We start from the raw sequence: 21,668 nt of genomic DNA on the forward strand, positions 1-21,668 counted from the left end.
GTCGAAAGTCAAAAGTCGAAAGTCGAAAGTCAAAAGTTGAAAATCAGAAATTTAAAATCTAAAATCAATAACAGTCCGTTAAAAATTGTTTATTCGCTTTGTATTCTTCAAGTGTTTTTAATCCTTTTGCCAAACACATTTCACTCAAAATAGCTTCAACATCTTTCTGCATGGCAAGTGAACCACAAATCATAATAACACCGCCTTTATTTAATAAATTCACAAAGAAAATAGAATCTCTTTTAATCAAATCCATAACATAAATATGCTCTGCTTCACGAGATAGCGCAACATGAAAATTATCCAGGTGTTCTTTTTGAATCATTATGCCTGCGAACTTTTTATACGCCATTAATGTTGGCGTTTCCATTCTGAATCCACTGTACAAATGAAGTTCTTGTTTTACTTTATTCTGTTCGATCATTCCTAAGAAAGGAGCAATTCCTGTTCCGTTAGAAATTAAAGCCACTTTAGAAGCTTTCTTTGGAAGATGAAAAGCAGGATTTTTTACAATTTGCGCTTTTATTACATTTCCTGGCTCTAAAGCATTCAAAAATCCAGACCCTAATCCGTTTGGATGCAATTTTACAACCAACTGAATATTTCCAGAATGATTTCCGATAGAGTAGAGACGTTCTCTAGAATCGTTGGCAGGATAAATAGCTAGTAAATCACCTGAACTGAATTTAGTTCTAGCATTAGATTTTAAAGTCAGAATAAAAGTATGTTCGGTTTCTGAAATTGGTGTTTTATCCAAAACCATAATTTTTTGAAGACCTTTAGGAACGTGGTTGTATAAAGATGGCGTCGTTGCCAGTGAGATTCCGGTTTTTTCACTCCATAATTTTACCCATTCTACAAATTCTACTGCCGATTTATCATTCACAGTTTTTAAATCCAAATAACGATCTGCCCACTTTTGTTTTCCTAAAAGCTGATCTATTTCAATTGCAAATTGGCAAAAATCTGGATACGATTTTGAGCCAAAACCAACCACAGAGAAATTAATGTTCTGATCTTGATTTTGTTTTTCTACTAATGTTTTGAATTGTGTTCCGTTAGAAGGCGCATCGCCCAAACCATGTGTTGACGTAAATACAACAATATGTTCTGCTTTTGGATAAGCAGTAAATTTATTCAATTCGCTTACAAAAACTTTTTGTCCGTTGTCAATAAGTTGTTTCTGAATTGAATTGGTAAATCGGAAAGTGCTTCCGTTTTCTGAACCTACTAAAAGAATAAAAGTACTCTCGTCTGCCTTAAATTTATTCTTAATTCGGCTTGATCTTCTTTTCAAAGTAATTGCAAAACCAGAATAAATAAAGAACAAGATATTAATGCAGGCAATTGCCAGAATAACAGCCCAAATTCCGTTAATTCTTCCTGTATGAAGATCAAGACTTAACGCTGCAAATTGCGCTGTCATAGGAGAGCGTTTTTCAGAAATAATAGCGCCTGTAACCTGATTTACTTCAATTTCTCGGTCTTTTAATTCAATGATATAATATTCTTCTGGATCATCTGTAAAAGGAAATTCGATTTTCTTTACGTCAGATAATAAAGTAGTATTGAAGATTGAAGTTGTTTTGGCTTTTTCCGAAAGTTCTGTTTTTATAGGTTTAGCTTTCTCTTCGCCCATAAAAAAGTTGAATCTTTCCAATGATAAATAAGTTCCCGTAAGTGAAATAATCAAAATCGGGATTAGAGCCAATCTTCCTAAAAGCACATGGTAATATTGAGCAAAATATTCTTTGATTATTTTAGAAAAGAAATTTCGAATGCCGCGCTGTCTTTTTAAAACAAGCACGAAACCTGAAATTGATATTAGCAACAAGCAAAAAGAGATGACGCCCACAAAAAAACGTCCTGCTTCATGAAGAAACAGCGAACGATGCAAACTCGTTATCCAATTTATGAATTCAGATTTCTTTGCAGGATTTCCTAATGCTTTTCCAGTTTTTGGATCAATGTATGCTTTAACATCATTTCCGTCAGCATCAATTGCTTGAAGCGTTACAAACTGATTGTAATCGACACTCAATTCTGTAATTTCAGAGTACTCTTTTTTTAAAATTGGAAGTGTTTCGCCCAGAGTTATTTCGTTGAAATTTTCAGCTTTATACGGAAGTGTTTTTTCTTGAACCGCATCAACCGCCAGAATGATTCCTGTTGCAGAAGCCAAAAGCAAAAAAATAGAAGAAAATAAGGCCAGAGCCAAGTGTGCATAACGCCAGAAAGAAAGAGTCATTGAGTGTATTCTATTATAAAACGTTTAAAGCTTTGTCAAAGTTTAAAACGATGACAAAGCTCAGATTTCAATTACAAGCACAAAAATAAAATTTGTACTCATTGTAAGGTTAAAAAATAATGTGCTAAAGATTATATTTTGTTTAATCTTACATATTTAATATAGCCTTTACCGTCTGTTTTATCAGCCAGACCTTCTGTTGTAAGCGGAACTTCAAGATCGCTTACATAGTATTTCTGATCTTCAACAGCCGATTCAAAACGAAGTTTATATCCTTTATTGATTTTAGAATTTTCGATTTCGATTGTAGTTACACTACGGTCTCCGCCCGTTACAGAAGCTCCAGTTTTAGCGCTGATATCATCATTTTTCTGCGTATGAAACTTATTCCATTCTTTTAATGATTTGTACCATTTTTTATCATCCCCCATTACATAAAGGGTTTTTTCGTATTCACCATTTGCATTGATCAAAGAAACAACGATATAAGCACCTTCACCCATATAATTGTTCATTTGAAGCATGATTTTGTATTTGCTCGATTGTGCCTGCGATTGGAAAGAAACTAAAAAGATAAAAGCGCTTGTAAGAGCAATTTTTAATATTGATTTCATGAAAATAAGTTATGAATTATGAATTATAAGTTATGAGTTTTGAGTTATGAGTTTTGAGTTATGAATTAGGAGTTGAAAAACGAACTCCACAATTAATAACTCAAAACTCATAACTATGTAAAAATTATTTTAAAAACTCGACTGAGATATTATTTTTTGTAAGCAGTTCGTTTTCTTTTGCTAAAGCATAAGCTGTTTCGTCAAACTCTGTACTGATGTCTTTTTTAGCTCCAGCCGAAACTAGATATTTTAAAATTGAATCATCTTTAGAAGTCATTGCAGCTCTGTGTAAAGCTGTTAAACCGTCTTTATTTTTAGCGTTGATATCTACTTTTAAATCTGTAATTTTTTTAAGAAGCGAAACATCGTTTTTAGTGATTGCTAAATGGTATAAAGTGTTTCCGTCTTTTTGAGGAGCAGCCAAGTTTAATCCTTTATCCTGAAGTAGTTTTGCTTTTGCATCAAAAGGATCTGTCGCTGTTTTTTCTCTTCCTGCTGGACGATAAGATTGTACCAAATAAACGCCTAAATTGTTTCCGTCTTTATCTTTTACATTCACATCGGCGCCTTTTGATAAAAGTAAATTTACCGCTTCTGGAGATCCGTTTCTAACAGCAAAAGTTAAAGCAGATTCTCCTTTTAGATTTTGAACATTAATGTTTTTAGCTTTAGGAAGAAAAAGTTCCAAAACGGCTGTTTCTCTTGCCGATGCTGCAGCCATAATTGGAGTATTTCCTTCTTTATCTGCCTTGTTTACATCAACACCTTTTGCTAAGAAATATTGAATAATTTCTGTTTGGTTTGGTTTTCCAGCCAAAATATGCAATACATTTTGTCCCGCTTTGTTTTGAGCAGTTGGCTTGATTTTTACTTCGTCAACCAAATATTTATAGGTTTCAAGAGTGTTGGTTTCTCTGCGGCTTCCTTGTGCAGCGAATAAAAGAGCGCCATCAGTTGGTTTGATTCCTTTTTCTAAAAGTTTTTTCAGAAGAGCAATATTTCCAGATCGTGCGGCATAAGAGAAAGCTGTGTTTCCGTCATTATCCACATCTTTTAAAGACATTCCTTTAGTCGAAAAATATTCTGCAGCTTTCAAATCTTTATCAGATGCAATGGCTAAAAGTAAAAGATTTGCTCCATTTGCATATTTTTTTGTCGGATTAAGTCCAGCTTTAAAAAAGGCATCATACATTGCTGGATTTGACTGTCCGTTTGAAGCGGCGAAATCTGCTGGAGCTGTTCCGTGACTGTCTTCAAAGTTTACATCAGAACCTTTGCCGATTAAGTATTGCACCAATTCTGTATTGCCTCTATATGCTGCCCAATGCAGATAGATACGATTATCGTGAGTTAATTTTGTGATTGAATTTCCTGGCTGTTCTACTAAAAATTTGATAGTTGCAAAAGGAGCATCATTATTAATGGCTAAAGTTGTAACATCAAAAGCATTGGCATTAGCTTCAGCTGGATTATTTCCTTTAGTGATTTCTGCCTGAACTGTTTCTACAGTTGGAGAAGTTTTCCAGAAAGCGGCATCTAACAGAGAGTTTTTTTGTTGGGCATTTACAAATAAAGTAGCCGCAAATGCAAAAGAAACAAAAAGGTTCTTTTTCATATTTCGATAATTTATGGTTATTGAATTGTACAAGATTGATTTATTTTCGGAATATTTTTTTGTCTATTTAGAATAAATAAAAATAAAAGCAAATGTAAAAATTAATATTCTTAAACCAAGAATAATTTGCTGTAAAAAGGCTTTTTGAGTATAGTTTTTTGAAAAATTAAGAATTGCTTAAGCGAATTTTAATTTTGTTTTAATTCGGACTGTTTTAAATCATTAAGAAAAAGTATTTATCCTAAATGAAAATGTTTTCGTTTTAGAAAGAGAATTGACGCTTTTTATTCTTTCCTAATGTTAAAAGTTCTAAAAGCAAAACAGGTCTTGATTATAGGGCTTTATTTAATCTTTTTTGAAAAAATCCTGAAGTTTTTTTATTGTGTGTAAATTTTAAATAATTGTTATCAAGGGTGTTATGTTTTTTGTAGGGTGAATATTATTTAGAATAATTATTAATAACTAGCGTTTTTTGCAATCAAAATTATCCTTCAAATTTCTATTTTCAAAAAGAGAATGTTGATAACTGTTGTTGTTTTTTACCTAAAAAAGCTCACTTTTTCATGTTGATAACTTGATATTAATTTTAGGGAAAATGCTAGTTCATTGCGAATTACAGAACATTATTTTCGTGTTGATAAGATTTATAAAATCATGAATTTTTGAAGTTTTAAAACTGTTGATAATTGGACAGATTTTTAACATCTAAAACTGCACAAAAGAATAACTGTGGGCTAAATTTGTAATTATAGAAATCACGCTAATACCACTCCCCAAATGAAGCGACTCGTATTTCTATTTCAAAACAGTCACTTAAAACTCTCTATATATGTCAATTTTTGATAAAAGAATCAATTATAAACCTTTTGAATATCCTGAGGTTCTGCAATTTACCGAAGCTATTAATAAAGCTTATTGGGTACACACTGAAGTAGATTTTACTGCCGATACGCAAGATTTTCATGCGCATTTGGATTTGGCAGAAAAGACAGCAATTAAAAACAGTTTATTGGCAATTGCACAGATTGAGGTAGCTGTAAAAAGTTTTTGGGGCAATATATATGAGCATTTTCCAAAACCAGAATTCAACGGTTTGGGGACTACTTTTGCAGAATGTGAATTCAGACATTCTGAAGCTTATTCTCGTTTGCTGGAAGTTTTAGGATATAATGACGAGTTCGAAAAACTATTGGATGTTCCTGTAATTCGCAGACGTGTAGATTATCTTTCGAATGTGCTAAAAGACACAAAATCTCAAGATAACAGAAAATACATGGTCTCATTGATTCTGTTTAGTATCTTGATTGAAAACGTTTCATTGTTTAGTCAATTTGCCATTTTATTGTCTTTTACGAGATTCAAAGGATATATGAAGAACGTGAGCAATATTATCGCTTGGACTTCAATCGATGAGCAGATTCATGCTAATGGTGGAATTTATATCATTAATAAAATCCGTGAAGAGTTTCCAGAATATTTTGATGCTGAAACTTTAGAATTAATTAGAGAGACTGTTAGAGAATCAATTACTGTTGAAGCTGATATTTTAGATTGGATTTTTGAAAATGGTGCTGTTGAAACGATCAACAAAGAAGATTTGGTAAATTTTATGAAATTTAGAATTGATGAGAGCTTGAAACAAATCAATATCGAAACTATTTTTAATGTATCACCAGAAGAATATTCAAAAATGACTTGGTTTGAAGAAGAGGTTTTTGCGAACAGTTTAGATGATTTCTTTGCGAAACGTCCGGTAGAATATACAAAACATGATAAAAGTATCACCGCAAACGATCTTTTCTAATACAAGCCTATAATACATTATGAATACGACAGACATAAACCCTGAAAACAACAATTTTGAACCACAAAACGATAGTAAAATGTGGTGGAAAAATTCTGAAAGTGAACAGATTTTAAACCGCGGTTACCTTTTAAAAGGAGAAACCGTAGAAGGAGCAATCGATAGAATTTGTACAGCCGCAGCTAGAAGACTTTACAAACCAGAATTGAAAGAATCTTTTATGGAAATGATAGAAAGAGGTTGGATGAGTATCAGTTCGCCAGTTTGGGCCAATATGGGAACAGAAAGAGGTCTTCCAATTTCTTGTTTTAATGTACATGTTCCAGATAAAATTGAAGGCATAACTCATAAATTGGGCGAGGTAATTATGCAGACCAAAATTGGAGGCGGAACTTCTGGCTATTTTGGTGAATTACGCGAACGCGGAAGTGCTGTAACCGATAATGGAAAGAGTAGTGGAGCAGTAAGTTTTATGAAGCTTTTTGATACGGCAATGGATACCATTTCTCAAGGTGGAGTTCGTCGTGGTGCATTTGCTGCTTATTTGGATATTGATCATCCGGATATTGAAGAGTTTTTGAAAATTAAAAGTATCGGAAATCCAATTCAAAACTTATTTACAGGAATTTGTGTGCCAGATTATTGGATGCAGGAAATGATTGATGGTGATGCCGAAAAAAGACAAATTTGGGCGAAAGTTTTAGAAAGCCGTCAACAAAAAGGATTGCCTTATATTTTCTTTAGCGATAACGTAAATAAAAATAAACCACAAGTTTATAAAGATCAGAATCTAAGAATCAATGCAAGTAATTTGTGTAGTGAGATTATGCTTCCGTCTACGCATGATGAATCATTTATCTGCTGTCTTTCTTCAATGAATTTAGAATTGTATGAAGAATGGAAAGATACTGAAGCAGTAAAATTGGCGATTTTTTTCTTAGATGCCGTTTTACAGGAATTCATCGAAAAAACAGAAGGCAACTATTACCTTTCTGCAGCCAATAAATTTGCTAAAAGACACCGCGCGCTTGGTTTAGGAGTTTTAGGATGGCATTCTTATTTGCAGAAAAATATGATTCCGTTTGAAGGAATGGAAGCTAAAATGAAAACAACAGAGATTTTCAAACATATTAGTGATAAAGCAGATAAAGCTAGTCAGGAATTGGCTAGAATTTATGGTGAACCAGAATTGTTAAAAGGTTACGGAAGACGTAATACTACCACAATGGCAATTGCTCCAACAACATCTTCTTCTGCAATTTTAGGACAAACTTCGCCAGGAATTGAACCTTTTAGCAGTAATTATTACAAAGCAGGATTGAGTAAAGGTAATTTTATGCGTAAAAATAAATACCTTAAAAAACTGCTTGAAGAAAAAGGGCTAGACAACGAAGAAGTTTGGAGAGGAATTATGCTAAACGGAGGAAGTGTTCAGCATATGGAACAGCTAACGAAGGAAGAAAAAGATGTTTTTAAAACATTTAAAGAAATCAGCCAATTAGAAATTGTGCAGCAAGCAGGAATTCGCCAGAAATTTGTAGATCAAGGACAAAGTTTGAATCTAAATATTCCAGCAGAATTGGCCATTAAAGATGTAAACCGTTTAATGATTGAAGCTTGGCAACAAGGAGTTAAAAGTTTATACTACCAAAGAAGCCAAAGTGTTTCTAAAGAATTAGTAACAAGCCTTGTTTCATGCAGCAGCTGTGAATCATAAAAATAAAAAAGCCGAATCTGAATTTAGATTTGGCTTTTTATTGTGAATTTTTACCGTTAAGATTTACTCGTAAGAAACGCAAAGGGTTTCACGCAGATTTTAAAAGATTTAAGCTAATTAAGACAGATATGAATTGCCTCCAGCTAAAGCTGGAGGCAATTCATAAAAAAAAATAAAAAAAAACTTAGAGTCTTAGTGCCTTAGTGGCTAAAAAAAACAACTCTAAACCTTAGACTTCAACCTACTCAAAGTTTCCTGAGAAATATTAATATAAGAAGCCACAATTTTATTGGGCAATCTTTTCACAATCGCAGGATTAATTTTTAAAAGCTGATTATATCTCTCCAAAGCATCCATTGTAGTAAAAGACATTAAACGATTGGCATTATTTACATATGCTTTCTCCAGATAATTGCTGTAAAACTCACGCCATTGCGGAATAATTTCCATTAAATGATTAAAATCTTCGTGTGAAATGCTCAGCAATTCTGATTTCTCTACAACCTGAATATTTTCAAGCGCTGGCATTTTAGTAATAAAACTGACTAAAGCTGTAGCAAACTGATTTTCAAAAGCAATATATCGCGTGGCATCTTTTCCTTCTTCATTAATAAAAAATATGCGAAGACAGCCTTTTGCAACAAAAAAAGTTTCTTGACTAATTTGACCTTGAGCCAGTAAAATCTCGTTTTTTCCTTTTTTGATAAGTTTAAAATAGGAGAGGATGATTTCTAATTCTTCATTAGAAACGTTAATACTTTTTCGAATGGAATTGCCAAGCTGTTCGTATATCATTTAGTTATAATTTCTAACGAATTTGCGGTAATAGATAATATCTTCAATAGATAGAATCACCAAATCGTGCTGTTGTGCAAAGCTAATGATTTTGTCCAGTTTTGCCATGCTACCATCTTCGTTCATCAATTCACAAAGAACAGCTTCAGGTTGTAAACCCGCCAATTTCATTAAATCGACACTTCCTTCTGTGTGGCCATTTCTTCCTAAAACGCCCTTGTCATTCGCTCTAAGCGGGAAAATATGTCCAGGTTTTGCCAGATCTTCTGGTTTTGCATTTGTTGCAATTGCAGTTTTTATAGTTGTAATTCTGTCTTTTGCAGAAACTCCAGTTGTTACTCCATTTTTTGCTTCAATAGTAACGGTAAAAGGAGTTTGAAAACTGCTTGTGTTTTCTTTTACCATGTACGGAAGTTCCAATTGATCCGCTTTTTCATTCGTAAGACAAAGACAGACAATGCCACTGCATTCGCGAATCATTAACGCCATATCTTGAACATTTATATGCTGTGCAGAAAATATAAGGTCGCCTTCATTTTCTCGGTTTTCATCGTCGGTTACCAAAACGCCTTTTCCGTTTTTAAGCTGTTCCAAAGCATTTTCAACACGCTCTTTACTTGAAATTCCAAATTGCACTAACGGACTTAATTCTGTAGTTGTCATATTTTTTTGTTGAAATAATAGAAAGCAAATCTAGAATTGTTTTGAATGAAAAAGTTTGATGTAAGTCAATAAAAAAGAGGATAAAATTTTATTAGAACTATTTAGCGAAAAAATAAATTTATTTTTTTAACAAAACATAGACAAAAATGGTTTTTTTATAATGTTTTTATAGGTGTTTATACCTGTTTTTGAATATTTGTAGGAAATTATTAGTTTAAATTTTAGAATTCAACTTTTTTTTAGGTTTATTTGTTAACAATTGTTTATGTTTTTGTTTCTCTGTATTATAACTGAAAAGCGGTTCAGAATAATGAGGAGAAAGTAAAAAGAAACAGATTCCTAAAAATAAATTAACTAAAAACCCCAAGCTTATGAAAAGAATTTTACTCTTAACAATTTTATTATTTGCAATTAAAAGTTTTGGACAACAAGAGGAGAACTCCTATCTGAAAAGTGCAAAAACTGATTTTGAGAAATTATCTGCTGATTATGAAACAAAGGAAAAAGAAGTTAAAACAGGTCAGACCGAGTTAAATGAATTATTGGAAAAGGTAAAAAACGATCCAAAATCAAAGTATTCAGAAGAGCTAACAAAGAAAGTGAAGGAAGTTGAAGAACAAAAAAAAGATTTAAATTCTTTTTGTAGCAAATATGAAAGTTACAAAGCTTTTTATTTAGATAAAGGTGTTACAATTGGTCAAATAAATGAGTTTTTTAAGTGCGAATGCATAGTAAACAATGAACAAGAAGTTTCTCCAAAAAAAGAATATAAGACATATCTTTATTATGGCGATGATATGGTTGTAAAGGAATTTCCAAAGACAAATGATGAAAATTTTGATCAAATAATTCAAAAGATACTATCTGCAAAAAGTGAGTCATATTTGGGAGATATAATAATTCCTAAAGAAAATCAGGAGTTTAAGTTTTATATTCATAAAGAAAAATGGGGAGAATACAATTCCAGTTTTCCTACATTAAAGACTAATCCAAAAGAAAACGGCTCATTTATTCAGCTTGAAAAAGAATTTAAGTTTAAAAGTGTTGCTTTTGAGATTTGTGATGGATTTATAGCTGATGTGAAAATTTTGATATTAGATGAAAATGGTAATGAACATTTGTTTGAAAATAGATCTTCAATTAGCTTTTTAAATTTTTCAAATTCGGCTCCAAGTAATTTTATTTCATATAAACATCCTGTTAACCAAAGTCAAATTGTAAACTTTGATGAATTTCATAATTTACGTATTAGATTGTCTGATGTTTTGGTCTACATACCAAAACCAGGATATAATTATATACCAAATGATGTAACTTTTACTTTTCCTACTAAAGATAAAAATGGAGACGCCTTAAATAAGACAAACCCTGTTAAGTACGAAATAAAAGAAACTACTACTTTACAAAATGTTATAGAACTAAGAGCATATACTGATTTCTTAGCGCTTTTTAATGATTCTGCAAATGGTTTAGTTCAATTGCAAGGAAAGGGTGATTTTTATATTTTTCCTTTTAGAACATGTCCTCTAGGTACAGATTTGCGTTTAATGGATAAAATTTCACCATATGTTAATTTTTCTCGTTTAGATGCAGATGTGCGAGGAGTTGAGACAACATTTGATAGTAGTTTAAATAAATATACGATTAATAATAGTACGGATTTATTACAGAAAGCGTATTTGGAAATGGGCTCTAAACTTAATTTGTTTAACTGGAGATTTGCTAAATCTGTACCTTTTAGATTTATTGGATATTTTCCATTTCGCTATCAAATTGCAGATGTAAAAATTTCAGATCAACTTAAGAATGTTCAAGGTTTAGGTCTGGGAATAGGTTTTACTTTTGAGTTTAAACGTTTCAATAATTTCGGATTTAACTATTCGCTAGAGTTTTCAAAGTATAGTTTTATAGATTACAATACTATTCCTGAATTAGAGCTTCCTAGTGCTTATTCAGTGTTTCGTAATGAAGCTGAAGTTTATTATCATCCAGATTCTGATAAAAAACAAGCCATTTTCTTAAGATTAAAAACATTTAATAATTATACTAATCATGAAGCTTTTTACCAGCTTCAATTCGGTTATCGATTCTCAATCGGAATTTCAGAAGTAAAAGCTAAAGCACAGTAAAAAATAAAAACTCCAAGATTATTTTTTTGGAGTTTTTTTCTTTTAGGAATGTATTATAAAGGTGATTTTTCTAATTAACAGAAAATAGTAATTTAGTGGTTTGTTTAAGTTAGATTTCCAAAACTCAAAATCACTTCAAATGGAGAATATTACCGTAATCATTATGCTGCTTTTCGGTGTAGCTTTTCTTAGTCTTGTTAGCAAAAGATATAATTTCCCGATACCGATTGTTTTGGTTTTATGCGGTGTGGTAATTAGTGCTGTACCTGGGCTTCCGGTAATCGCTTTGAGTCCAGAAATAGTGTTTGTTATATTTCTTCCGCCTCTTTTGTATCATGCAGCATGGCATACCAGCTGGTCTGATTTTAAGCAATCCATTCGTCCGATAACTTTTGCTGCTGTAGGTTTGGTCTTTTTTACGACAGGATTAGTTGCTGTTTTTGCGCATTGGCTAATAGATGATATGTCTTGGCCGTTAGCTTTTTTGCTTGGTGCCATTGTTTCTCCGCCAGATGCGGTTTCGGCAACAGCGATTACAAAAGGTTTAGGACTTAATCCGAGATTAATTGCTATTCTAGAAGGAGAAAGTTTAGTAAACGATGCTAGTGGTCTTGTGGCGTATAAATATGCGCTTACGGCAATCACAGCAGGTAATTTTGTTCTGTGGCAAGCTGGATTAAATTTTGTGTTGATGTCGGTTTTAGGTATCGCAATAGGTTTGGCTGTTGGTTATGTCATGTTCTACATTCATAAAAGATTTGTTTGTGATGATATTATCGAGGTCACTCTTACATTATTAACACCATTTGCTTCCTATTTGCTTGCCGAGCATTTTGAGGGCTCAGGTGTTTTAGCTGTAGTAACAACAGGCCTTTTTCTGGCAGCGAGATCAGGAACGATATTTTCTCATGAAAGCCGAATTATGACGAATACAATTTGGGATGTTCTTAATAATATTCTGAACGGTTTGATATTTATTTTAATCGGACTTCAATTAAGACAGATTATTGCAGGAATCAGCAATTACTCTGGGAATTCTTTATTTATCTGGGGCGCAGTTATTAGTATCGTAGTGATTTTGGTTCGTTTCTTATGGGTTGTTCCTGCAACAATGATTCCAAGAATGCTTAGTAAAAGAATTCGTGAAAAAGAAGCTTTTGATTATAGAAATATGATCATTTTTGGATGGTCTGGAATGCGCGGTGTGGTTTCTATGGCTGCTGCTTTAGCGCTTCCGCTAATGTTGAATAAGACAGAAGAATTTCCGCTTCGAAATTTAATTATATATTTAGTTTTCTGTGTTATACTTTCAACTTTGGTTATACAAGGTCTTACGCTTCCTTGGCTGATTAAGAAGCTGAAAATTGAACGTTATTCGATACTTGCAGAAGAATACAACATTCGAAATGTAATTGTTTCAGAAACTATTGCACATATAGAAGATAATTTCTCGCTATTGAATGACGAATTGCTTCATAACATTAAAAGCAAATATGAAGTCAAATTCAACCGTCTTCAAAAGACTGAACTTCCTGCTAATTTCTTCGGAAATGGAAAACTTCTTGGAGGTGAAATTTTTAATGATTTTACTAAAATTCAAATTGATTTGCTAAATGTAGAAAGAGGAAAATTAGAATCAATGCATAAATTGGGCTCTGTAAACGAAGAAATCTTCCGCAAAATAGAAAAAGAACTAGACTTGGAAGAAACCCGTCTATGGATGGAAATGTACGAGGAAAATTAATTTTCTAAAATTCCAATTTTTTAAATCCCAAATTCCAAGAAGTAGAACTATTGATTTAGCTTTGACAAAGTTTAAAACTTTGTCAAAGCTTTTTTTACATTTTACATCTCACAATCAACAATTAAATAACCCCCATTTTCTGCATTAAAAAGGTTGCACTTTTGTTTTTGCAGATTCCGTTTCGGAGTTTATAATCAAAATGTAAATCGTTGTTCTGAATTTCAACTTCGAAACATTGATTGGTTAAAATTTCAGGATATTCATTCGTAGTCAGGCAAACTTCAATATCGTGAGTTGCGATGGCACCGATTGCTTTTTTAGAAATTATCTTTTTCATCACTTCAATTGTTCCATTTCTTTTATCATCAGAATTTGTACCTCTTAAAATCTCATCTAATAAAACAAAAGCAGGCTGATTTTCAAGCGCATCCATGATCTGTTTTAAACGTTTAATTTCAGCAAAGAAGTAAGACTCGCTATCAGATAAAGAATCAGATAATCGCATTGAAACTAATACAGGAAGTGGGTGTAGTTTAGCTTCTGATGCACAAACTACAGAACCGATTCCGCCAAGAACCATATTGATTCCTAAACTTCTCAAAAATGTACTTTTTCCGGACATATTTGATCCGGTCAAAATCACAAAAGATTGCGGATGAAATTGAGTGTCATTTCCAACTCTTGTATCAGGATTAAGTAGCGGATGGCTTAGATTTTTAAATTCGATTTTATAATCAGAATTGATTTCAGGGAAGACGAAATCTTCATTGTTATACGCCAAATTTGCCAGACTGTTTAGCGCTTCAATTTCGCCAATAATAGAAACCCAGTGATTCATTTCTGACGCGTAATCTTCTTTCCATTTTAAAAGTGCTTTTAAAACATGCAGATTAAACAAGAATGTTCCGTTGAATAAAGTAGCTGTTACAAAGTTATTTATCGTATCCATTCTTGAAAACAACTCAGAAAGCTGTTTTAAATGTTGGCTTGCTTTCGCATTCTTGAAGTTCAATTGTTCTTGTAAATGAAGTAACTTTTTAGACTGGAAAGATTCACGTTCAATTTTTTCAATCAATAAACTGTATTGCTTTATGATATTAGCGACATTATCAGCTTTTGCTATTTCCGATTGAATTCTCTTTACATCTCTTCCTAAAACAATTAAATTGGCAATAAAGACGTACGTTAAATAAGAAAGAATAATAGTTTTAGATGTAATAAAATACGTAGCAAGAAATCCAAAAAATGTTATTGGGAGAATAAAAGATAATGCAACTAAGACTTTAGGTAATGAATTATTTGTAAATGAAGTCCAATGTTTTATTGCTTCGTAAGATTGTTTAGAATCTTGACTGATAATTGCCAAGGCTTGAAATTCCTGTCTCCAATCTATTTTTGATTTTAATTCGTTTATAGCTTCCTGATTTTCTAAAATTTCTGTTTCAGGCCGCGTATGAAGTAATAACTCAGCAAGTGTTTTTTTTCCAATAAAAGAAGCGGTTCTGTTTAGATTTTGAAATAAAGAATGATCTCCAAAAATATCCAAATCGTAGGCATACGGATGATGAAAATCGATAAACTCAGCTCCGTTTTCAAAAGGTGTTTTTTCTCTTTTTAGAAAAGCAATTTCATTTTTATTAATTTTTAAAAGCGTTTCTGCTAGCAATCTTTGAAATGATACTTTTGAATGTATTCTCATAAAAAAAATAAAACCAGCAAAAGACAAAACAGCTAGGGTAACATAAAGTATTTGATCTGTCTTGATGTAATAAAACATAAAAAACAAGAAAAGAAAAATACTTAATAGCCTCAAAAGGCTTATGCTGTTGTATTTTTTGTTGGTTTTATTATAGAGTTCTGAGTATTTTGCAACGTTGTCTGGATATGCTTTCATTCTATTATTTTGCTTGAAATACAAATATAGTTTTTAAGTTACAAAATCGTCAATATTGTTGTTTAATCTTCATGCATAACCAAAATCGGAATGGTAACTTCTTTGGCTATTTTTTTTGAAAAACTAGAATCGAAAAGACTTTCAAAGAAAGAACGTTTGTGAGTTATGGTCGTCAGAATATCAATGTCTTTATATAACACAAAATCAAGAATGGTTTCTTTTACATCATCACTTGGGAGAACCAAAAACTCAACGTTTTCTCCTGCAAATTCTTTTTCAAATTCTTTTCTAGTTTCTTCTGTAACATCGGAATTAGATGTTTTCACATATAAACTTTTAACCTTCGCATCAGTCTTTTTGGCAATTTTCAAGACTTTTTTCAGTTCTTTTTTGTCTTTCTCTCTGTAGCGTGTGGTAAAACCAATCGTTTTTACCTTTTTGTATTTAGCATCTATAGGAATACATAAAACGGGAACTTCAACTCCAGAAATTACTGATTCTGTATTAGAACCCGTGAAAAATTTAGTCCAGTCAGAAACGCTGTTAGTTCCCATAATCACAAAATCAACGTTGTCTTCTTCAACTGCATTTTTAAGATTATAAATAAGATCACCATCCATTAAGCGGTGTTTGATTACAATATCTTCTAGATTACGTTCAGCAGCAATAGTTCGGAGTTTTGGAATTTCATCCTTAAACATTTCAAATTTTGCTAGCTCGATTGAACTGTATATAGAAGCATAATTCTCTGGAAAGAATTGGCTATCGTAAACGGGAATCTCGAATGTATGAAGTAAGATTAATTCGGCTTTTACAACTTTAGCAAATTCTAAAGCATGGACAAATGCATTTGTTGCAGCATCAGAGAAATCGGTTGGGAATAATATCTTTTTCATAGTACTTAAGATTAAGGTTTGTCTCTCAAATTTACTCATTCTGCGAAGAAAACAACCTGATATTTATCAGTATTTTAACACTTAATGATTTATTAATTTCAAGTAGTTTGAAGATTTCTTGTCTGAATGGGGTTGAATTCGTGCAGAAATGAAATTGAACGTTTTTTTATACCTTTGCAGCATGATAAATCAAGATTCTATAGTTGCTTTAGCTACGCCTTCGGGAGCTGGAGCTATCGCCATAATTCGTATTTCTGGAGCCGAAGCCATTACAATTGGTAATTCGGTATTTAAATCTATTAAAAACAAAGATTTAACTAAGCAGAAAACGCATACTCTTCACTTAGGACATATCGTAGACGGAAGCAAAACATTAGACGAAGTTTTGGTTTCGGTATTTAAAGGTCCAAATTCTTATACGGGAGAAGATACAATTGAAATTTCTTGCCACGGATCGACTTATATTCAGCAGCAGATTATTCAGTTATTGCTTCGAAATGGCTGTAGAATGGCCGATGCGGGTGAATTCACATTAAGAGCTTTCTTGAATGGAAAATTAGACTTATCGCAAGCAGAAGCAGTTGCAGATTTGATTTCATCAGATAATGAAGCTTCTCATCAAATTGCGATGCAGCAAATGCGTGGCGGATTTAGTAATGAAATTGCGAAACTTAGAGAAGAGCTTTTAAATTTTGCTTCTTTAATTGAATTGGAATTGGATTTTGCAGAAGAAGATGTGGAGTTTGCAGACAGAACACAATTTCATGAATTATTAAATAGAATTGAATTTGTTTTAAAACGTTTAATTGATTCGTTTGCTGTTGGAAATGTAATCAAAAACGGAATTCCAGTTGCAATTGTTGGTGAACCAAATGTTGGAAAATCAACTTTATTAAATGCCTTATTAAACGAAGAACGTGCCATTGTTTCTGACATTGCAGGAACTACGCGTGATACTATTGAAGACGAATTAGTAATTGGCGGAATCGGATTTAGGTTTATTGATACGGCTGGAATTCGTGATACAAAAGATGTTGTCGAAAGCATCGGAATCAAGAAAACTTTTGAAAAAATTGATCAAGCGCAAGTAGTGATTTATTTATTTGACGGATTAAAATTCCAAACTTCGAGTTCTGAATTCGTAAATGAAATTGAACAGATCAAGAATAAATATCCACTAAAACCACTACTTATTGTGGTGAACAAAAAAGATATTTTATCTGCTGATGAAGTAGCGAATATTACTAGTCAGTTGGAAAATTTAAATGCAAAACTGTTATTGATTTCTGCGAAAGAAAAAATAGGAGTAGAGGATTTAAAAAATGAACTATTGTCTTTTGTAAATACGGGAGCGCTTCGTAATAATGAAACGATTGTTACTAATACAAGACATTACGATTCTTTATTAAAAGCGTTAGACGAAATTCAGAAAGTAAAATTTGGTTTAGAATCTGGTCTCTCAAGTGATTTAATGGCGCTTGATATTCGTGAAGCTTTATATCAATTTGGATTGATTACAGGTCAAGTTTCTAATGATGAGTTGTTGGGGAATATATTCGCAAACTTTTGCATCGGCAAGTAGAAGGAACAAAGAAACGCAAAACAAAAACAAATAAAGTAGCTAAAATGTTGGTAGTTAATATTTTTAGCTATTTTTTTTCATTCAATTCTTTTTGAGAAAATATAATCAAGATGTACTTTTTAAGAGCTTTGCAAATCAATATTTATATAGTAAATATATTGTTAATATAATTTTAAAAGTGACGTAACTTCAATTCTGATAATAGATTGTTTTTTTGATATAAAAATTTTTTATGGAAAATAACAATGATTTTAGCAGAAGAAGGTTTCTTAAGAATTCTTTATTAGTTGCTGGAGGAGTTTTCATAGCTCCTCTAATTGAAAGCTGCAGTGATGATGATAAAACCGATAACAGCGGTGCGCCAGTCGGAATGAAAAATGAAGGGTTCGAAACAGGAGTAGCCAGTTTTGATCCAACAGAGACAGGTGTGATTATCTGGACAAGATATTCAGCAGGTTCAGATGCTGAAATTACTTGGGAAATTAGCAGGGATTCTTCGTTTACTGAAGTAACTAGAAAAGGTCAGGCAAATGCTTCGTCTGCAAATGATTTTACAATAGCTGTAGATGTTCAGAATATTACCTCTAATACAAAATACTATTACAGATTTTACAATGCTAAAACCAAACAAGTAACCGTTACAGGAGAAACGCGCACTCTGCCATCAAAAACAGATTTAGTTAATGATGTGAAAATGGCTGTTGTTTCTTGTTCTAATTTTCCGGCAGGACTTTTTAATGTTTATGCAGCAATTGCTTCTTCTGATGCAGATGTCGTTGTTCACTTGGGAGATTATATTTATGAATATGCTCCGGGACAGTATGGGACAAATCCGTTTACAAATCCGCTTGGCAGAGAACACAAACCGGCGAAGGAAATTACAAGTCTAAGTGATTATAGAGAACGTTATAGACAATACAGAGGAGATAAGAACTTGCAGCTTCTTCATCAGAAAAAGCCTTTTATCTGTGTTTGGGATGATCATGAGTTTGCCAATGATACCTATAAATCAGGTGCCGAAAACCATCAGCCTTCTGAGGGAGATTTTCAAATGAGAAAAATGGCTGCATTTCAAGCCTACAGCGAATATATTCCTCTTAAAACAGGAAAAGATCTTAGAATCTATAGAAGCTTTAATTTTGGAAATATTCTTTCGCTTTATATGATGGATACTAGAGTTATTGCAAGAGATAAACAAATGAGCTATGCTGATTATATTGATAATGGGGGCAATTTTGACCAGACAAAATTCCGAACAGACCTTTTAAGCGCAAGCAGAAAATTAATTGGAAATGAGCAGATGACTTGGCTGGGATCATAGATTAATGCAGATACTGCGAAATGGAAAGTATTAGGTCAGCAGATTTTAATGACGAAAATGATGATTCCAGCAGAATTATTAATGCTCCTTAATCAGATTTTGATAGAAGTAGATAAGTTAGGAAGTGCACAGCCAGCCACCATGCAGGCACTAATTAATGCAATATCTGCACTCGTTGTTCTTAAAATGAGATATCAGCAGAAAGATCCTTCTTTAACGGCTCAGGAAATTGCCAGAATTACAACCACTTTACCTTATAATCTAGATGCTTGGGATGGTTACTTTGCAGAAAGGGAACAGCTTTATGCCATGCTTTCAGGAAAAAATGTTGTCGTGTTAGCGGGAGATACTCATAATGCTTGGATGGGAAAATTGACCGATATGCAGGGGAAATTTATAGGAACTGAAATAGCTTGCAGTTCTGTTTCTTCTCCAGGATTAGAAGCTTATCTTGGAATTACTTCCGATCCTTCAAAAGCAATTGAATTGGCGCAAGCTTTTACTATTCTAATAGATGATTTGGAATATGCCAATTTATACAAACGAGGATATACTTATTTAAAATTTACAGCGTCTGGTTCTGAAGCTGAATGGAGATTTGTAGACAGTGTCACAACTGAAACTACTACTACTACTACTACTACTACTACTACTACTACTACTACTACTACTACTACTACTACTACTACTACTACTACTACTACTACTACTACTACTACTACTACTACTACTACTACAATTACAGAAAAAAAATATACTATAGCCTAGTAAATTTCTTCGGTACTGTCGAAATTTTTTTAAAGTGCGAATGAATTAAATGAAAAAAAAGGAACAGAAGTAATCTTGTTCCTTTTTTTATGAATTTAATTTAACACAAAGTTAAATTAGTTTCTTAGGTATTTTTTATCAGTTCCTTTTCATTTGTTTTTTTAATCTATATGGAAAAAGATCTATTGAAAATGCCGGACGATGAACTTCAGAAATTAATTTTTGAAGGAAGCGATGCTGCGTTTTCAATTATTTTTAACCGATATTGGAAAAAGCTTTATGCTTATGCATTTAAAATCTATAAAGATGAAGCAATCTGCGAAGATATTGTACAGGAAATCTTTATAAGCCTTTGGAAAAATGCCTCAAACACTATAATTCTAAATCTTGAAGCTTACCTTTTTAGAGCCGTAAAATATAAGATTGCCAATCAAATTAGAAATCTGAAATTTGACCAGCAGCATATCGAAATATTAGAAAGTATTCCTGACCCAAATCTGACTATAAATGATTTGGAATATATTGATTTAGAGAGAAATATCAATGATCAAATTGATAAGTTAACCCCAAAATGCAGAGAGGTTTTTCTCCTCAGCCGAATGGATCATTTTACAAATGCTGAAATTGCTGCAAAACTAGATCTTTCAATTCATACTGTAGAGAAACACATCAGCAATGCTCTAAAGCAGCTTCGTTTAAACAACACTTCTTATAATTATCTTCTTTTTTACTGGGCGGCGTTCTTTTATGTTAACTAAAAAACACTGGTTTTAAGAAAACGTTAAGCCTGCATTTTCGACTACTTGTTCGATTCAAAAAATGTGACTTGTCTATAAAAGCACATATTTTGAAAAAAGAAATCTTTTTGCAGTTAGCAAAAAAATACGAAGAAGGCACCTGCACGCCTGAAGAAAAAATAGTAGTTGAATCATTTTTTGAGAAGATGCAGAATCAATCATCAGACATAGAATTATCTGATGAAAAAGGTGATGTAATTTTAAATAAGATCTTTTTAGAATTGCAGGTAAAACCAAAAAAATATACAATTCGAAAGGTGTTGAAAATCGCAGCAGTTTTTGTTATCGGACTTTCGATTGCATTTTCTGCAGCTCAATTTATTTTCAAGCCTTCAGCAATTACGCAAGTTACTGCCAAAGGAGAAAAGAAAGAAATTTTCCTTGAAGACGGAACTGTCATTGTACTAAACTCAAACAGTAGCATTACTTATCCGGAAGAATTTGAAACTATAAGAAATATTAAATTGGTTGGGCAGGCTTATTTTAAAGTTTTCAGAGATGTAAAACGCCCTTTTATTGTACAAACACACGATGTAAAAGTGAGAGTGCTCGGAACTTCATTCGATATCAATTCCTATAACCATCACGACACTAAAGTAAGTGTTATCAGCGGGAAAGTAGAAGTGAGTTCACCAACTGGAAAAAAAGTGCAGATTACCAAAAATCAGCAGGCCGATTTGATTAAGAATTCACATTTACAGATTTCTACAGAAAATAGCGAAGATAAAATCGCTTGGATTAGTAATACCATCATGCTTAAAAACACCAAGCTTTCTGAAACCGTTAAAATTATTGAGAATTGGTACAATGTTGATATTACAATTGAAGATCCAGAATTAAACAATCTTACCATTTCTGGAAAGTTTAAGGATGAAAAATTGGAGAATGTATTAGAAAGTATTGCCTATTTGAAAAACCTAAAAATAAATTACACAACTAAAAACCAAATAACTATAAGAAAAAAGACACCTTAAAAAACAAAAAAAACAAACCCGCTTCCGGTGCAACGGAAACGGGCGATTTTAAAAGACTAAAAATAAAATTTATAGCCTAATAGTAATGAATACGAAACTACAATTTT

14 protein-coding genes and 1 pseudogene are annotated in these 21,668 nt (G+C 32.5%); 8 read left to right on the forward strand and 7 right to left on the reverse strand.

Features of this window, described 5'->3' with window-relative positions:
• Nucleotides 1-64: 64 nt before the first annotated feature.
• The 3 genes from JI750_RS17510 to JI750_RS17520 all read right to left on the reverse strand — a co-directional run bounded on the left by JI750_RS17510 (nucleotide 65) and on the right by JI750_RS17520 (nucleotide 4,477).
• Nucleotides 65-2,248 (reverse strand): PepSY domain-containing protein, encoded by a 2,184-nt coding sequence (locus JI750_RS17510; protein WP_202005074.1) that lies wholly within the window; start codon nucleotides 2,246-2,248, stop codon nucleotides 65-67.
• 131 nt (nucleotides 2,249-2,379) lie between these two features.
• Entirely contained in the window at nucleotides 2,380-2,862 is a 483-nt protein-coding gene (locus JI750_RS17515; protein WP_202005076.1) for a DUF2271 domain-containing protein, read from the reverse strand.
• Nucleotides 2,863-2,986: 124 nt separating this feature from the next.
• The gene (locus JI750_RS17520) at nucleotides 2,987-4,477 is read right to left on the reverse strand and encodes an ankyrin repeat domain-containing protein (RefSeq protein ID WP_202005079.1); all 1,491 of its coding nucleotides are present in this window, start codon (nucleotides 4,475-4,477) and stop codon (nucleotides 2,987-2,989) included.
• A gap of 829 nt (nucleotides 4,478-5,306) precedes the next feature.
• Between JI750_RS17520 and JI750_RS17525 the strand changes: the two genes are divergently transcribed.
• The gene (locus tag JI750_RS17525; RefSeq protein WP_202005082.1) at nucleotides 5,307-6,281 is read left to right on the forward strand and encodes a ribonucleotide-diphosphate reductase subunit beta; all 975 of its coding nucleotides are present in this window, start codon (nucleotides 5,307-5,309) and stop codon (nucleotides 6,279-6,281) included.
• Nucleotides 6,282-6,300: 19 nt separating this feature from the next.
• Entirely contained in the window at nucleotides 6,301-7,998 is a 1,698-nt protein-coding gene (locus JI750_RS17530) for a ribonucleoside-diphosphate reductase subunit alpha (protein WP_202005084.1), read from the forward strand.
• Nucleotides 7,999-8,220: 222 nt separating this feature from the next.
• On the opposite strand, the gene JI750_RS17535 is transcribed toward JI750_RS17530, so the two are convergent.
• Together JI750_RS17535 and ribB are read right to left on the reverse strand one after the other, a co-directional pair.
• A complete protein-coding gene (locus JI750_RS17535) occupies nucleotides 8,221-8,793 on the reverse strand; it encodes a Crp/Fnr family transcriptional regulator (RefSeq protein ID WP_202005087.1) in 573 nt (190 codons plus the stop codon).
• Nucleotides 8,794-9,456 carry a 3,4-dihydroxy-2-butanone-4-phosphate synthase gene (gene ribB / locus JI750_RS17540; RefSeq protein ID WP_202005089.1) on the reverse strand — a complete coding sequence of 221 codons (663 nt, stop codon included), beginning with the start codon at nucleotides 9,454-9,456 and terminating at the stop codon, nucleotides 8,794-8,796.
• 371 nt (nucleotides 9,457-9,827) lie between these two features.
• Between ribB and JI750_RS17545 the strand changes: the two genes are divergently transcribed.
• Complete coding sequence (locus JI750_RS17545) at nucleotides 9,828-11,585, forward strand: hypothetical protein (protein ID WP_202005092.1); 1,758 nt, start codon at nucleotides 9,828-9,830, stop codon at nucleotides 11,583-11,585.
• A gap of 139 nt (nucleotides 11,586-11,724) precedes the next feature.
• Entirely contained in the window at nucleotides 11,725-13,329 is a 1,605-nt protein-coding gene (locus tag JI750_RS17550; RefSeq protein ID WP_202005096.1) for a Na+/H+ antiporter, read from the forward strand.
• A 121-nt stretch (nucleotides 13,330-13,450) separates the two neighbouring features.
• Here the strand turns inward: JI750_RS17550 and JI750_RS17555 are convergent, their stop codons facing one another.
• Together JI750_RS17555 and JI750_RS17560 are read right to left on the reverse strand one after the other, a co-directional pair.
• Nucleotides 13,451-15,223: a MutS-related protein gene (locus JI750_RS17555; protein WP_202005099.1), complete on the reverse strand. Its 1,773-nt coding sequence runs from the start codon at nucleotides 15,221-15,223 to the stop codon at nucleotides 13,451-13,453.
• Nucleotides 15,224-15,285: 62 nt separating this feature from the next.
• Complete coding sequence (locus tag JI750_RS17560; protein WP_202005102.1) at nucleotides 15,286-16,119, reverse strand: universal stress protein; 834 nt, start codon at nucleotides 16,117-16,119, stop codon at nucleotides 15,286-15,288.
• Nucleotides 16,120-16,300: 181 nt separating this feature from the next.
• On the opposite strand from JI750_RS17560, the gene mnmE reads away from it, so the two are divergent.
• The 4 genes and pseudogenes from mnmE to JI750_RS17580 all read left to right on the forward strand — a co-directional run bounded on the left by mnmE (nucleotide 16,301) and on the right by JI750_RS17580 (nucleotide 21,561).
• Nucleotides 16,301-17,701 carry a tRNA uridine-5-carboxymethylaminomethyl(34) synthesis GTPase MnmE gene (mnmE, locus tag JI750_RS17565; RefSeq protein WP_202005104.1) on the forward strand — a complete coding sequence of 467 codons (1,401 nt, stop codon included), beginning with the start codon at nucleotides 16,301-16,303 and terminating at the stop codon, nucleotides 17,699-17,701.
• A gap of 370 nt (nucleotides 17,702-18,071) precedes the next feature.
• Nucleotides 18,072-19,790: pseudogene (locus JI750_RS17570) on the forward strand (alkaline phosphatase D family protein).
• 170 nt (nucleotides 19,791-19,960) lie between these two features.
• The gene (locus JI750_RS17575; RefSeq protein WP_202005107.1) at nucleotides 19,961-20,548 is read left to right on the forward strand and encodes an RNA polymerase sigma-70 factor; all 588 of its coding nucleotides are present in this window, start codon (nucleotides 19,961-19,963) and stop codon (nucleotides 20,546-20,548) included.
• 89 nt (nucleotides 20,549-20,637) lie between these two features.
• Nucleotides 20,638-21,561: a FecR family protein gene (locus JI750_RS17580; protein ID WP_202005108.1), complete on the forward strand. Its 924-nt coding sequence runs from the start codon at nucleotides 20,638-20,640 to the stop codon at nucleotides 21,559-21,561.
• The last annotated feature ends 107 nt before the right edge of the window (nucleotides 21,562-21,668 follow it).

Origin of the sequence: Flavobacterium tagetis (genome assembly GCF_016735615.1) — a bacterium.
Taxonomy (GTDB): Bacteria; Bacteroidota; Bacteroidia; order Flavobacteriales; family Flavobacteriaceae; genus Flavobacterium; species Flavobacterium tagetis.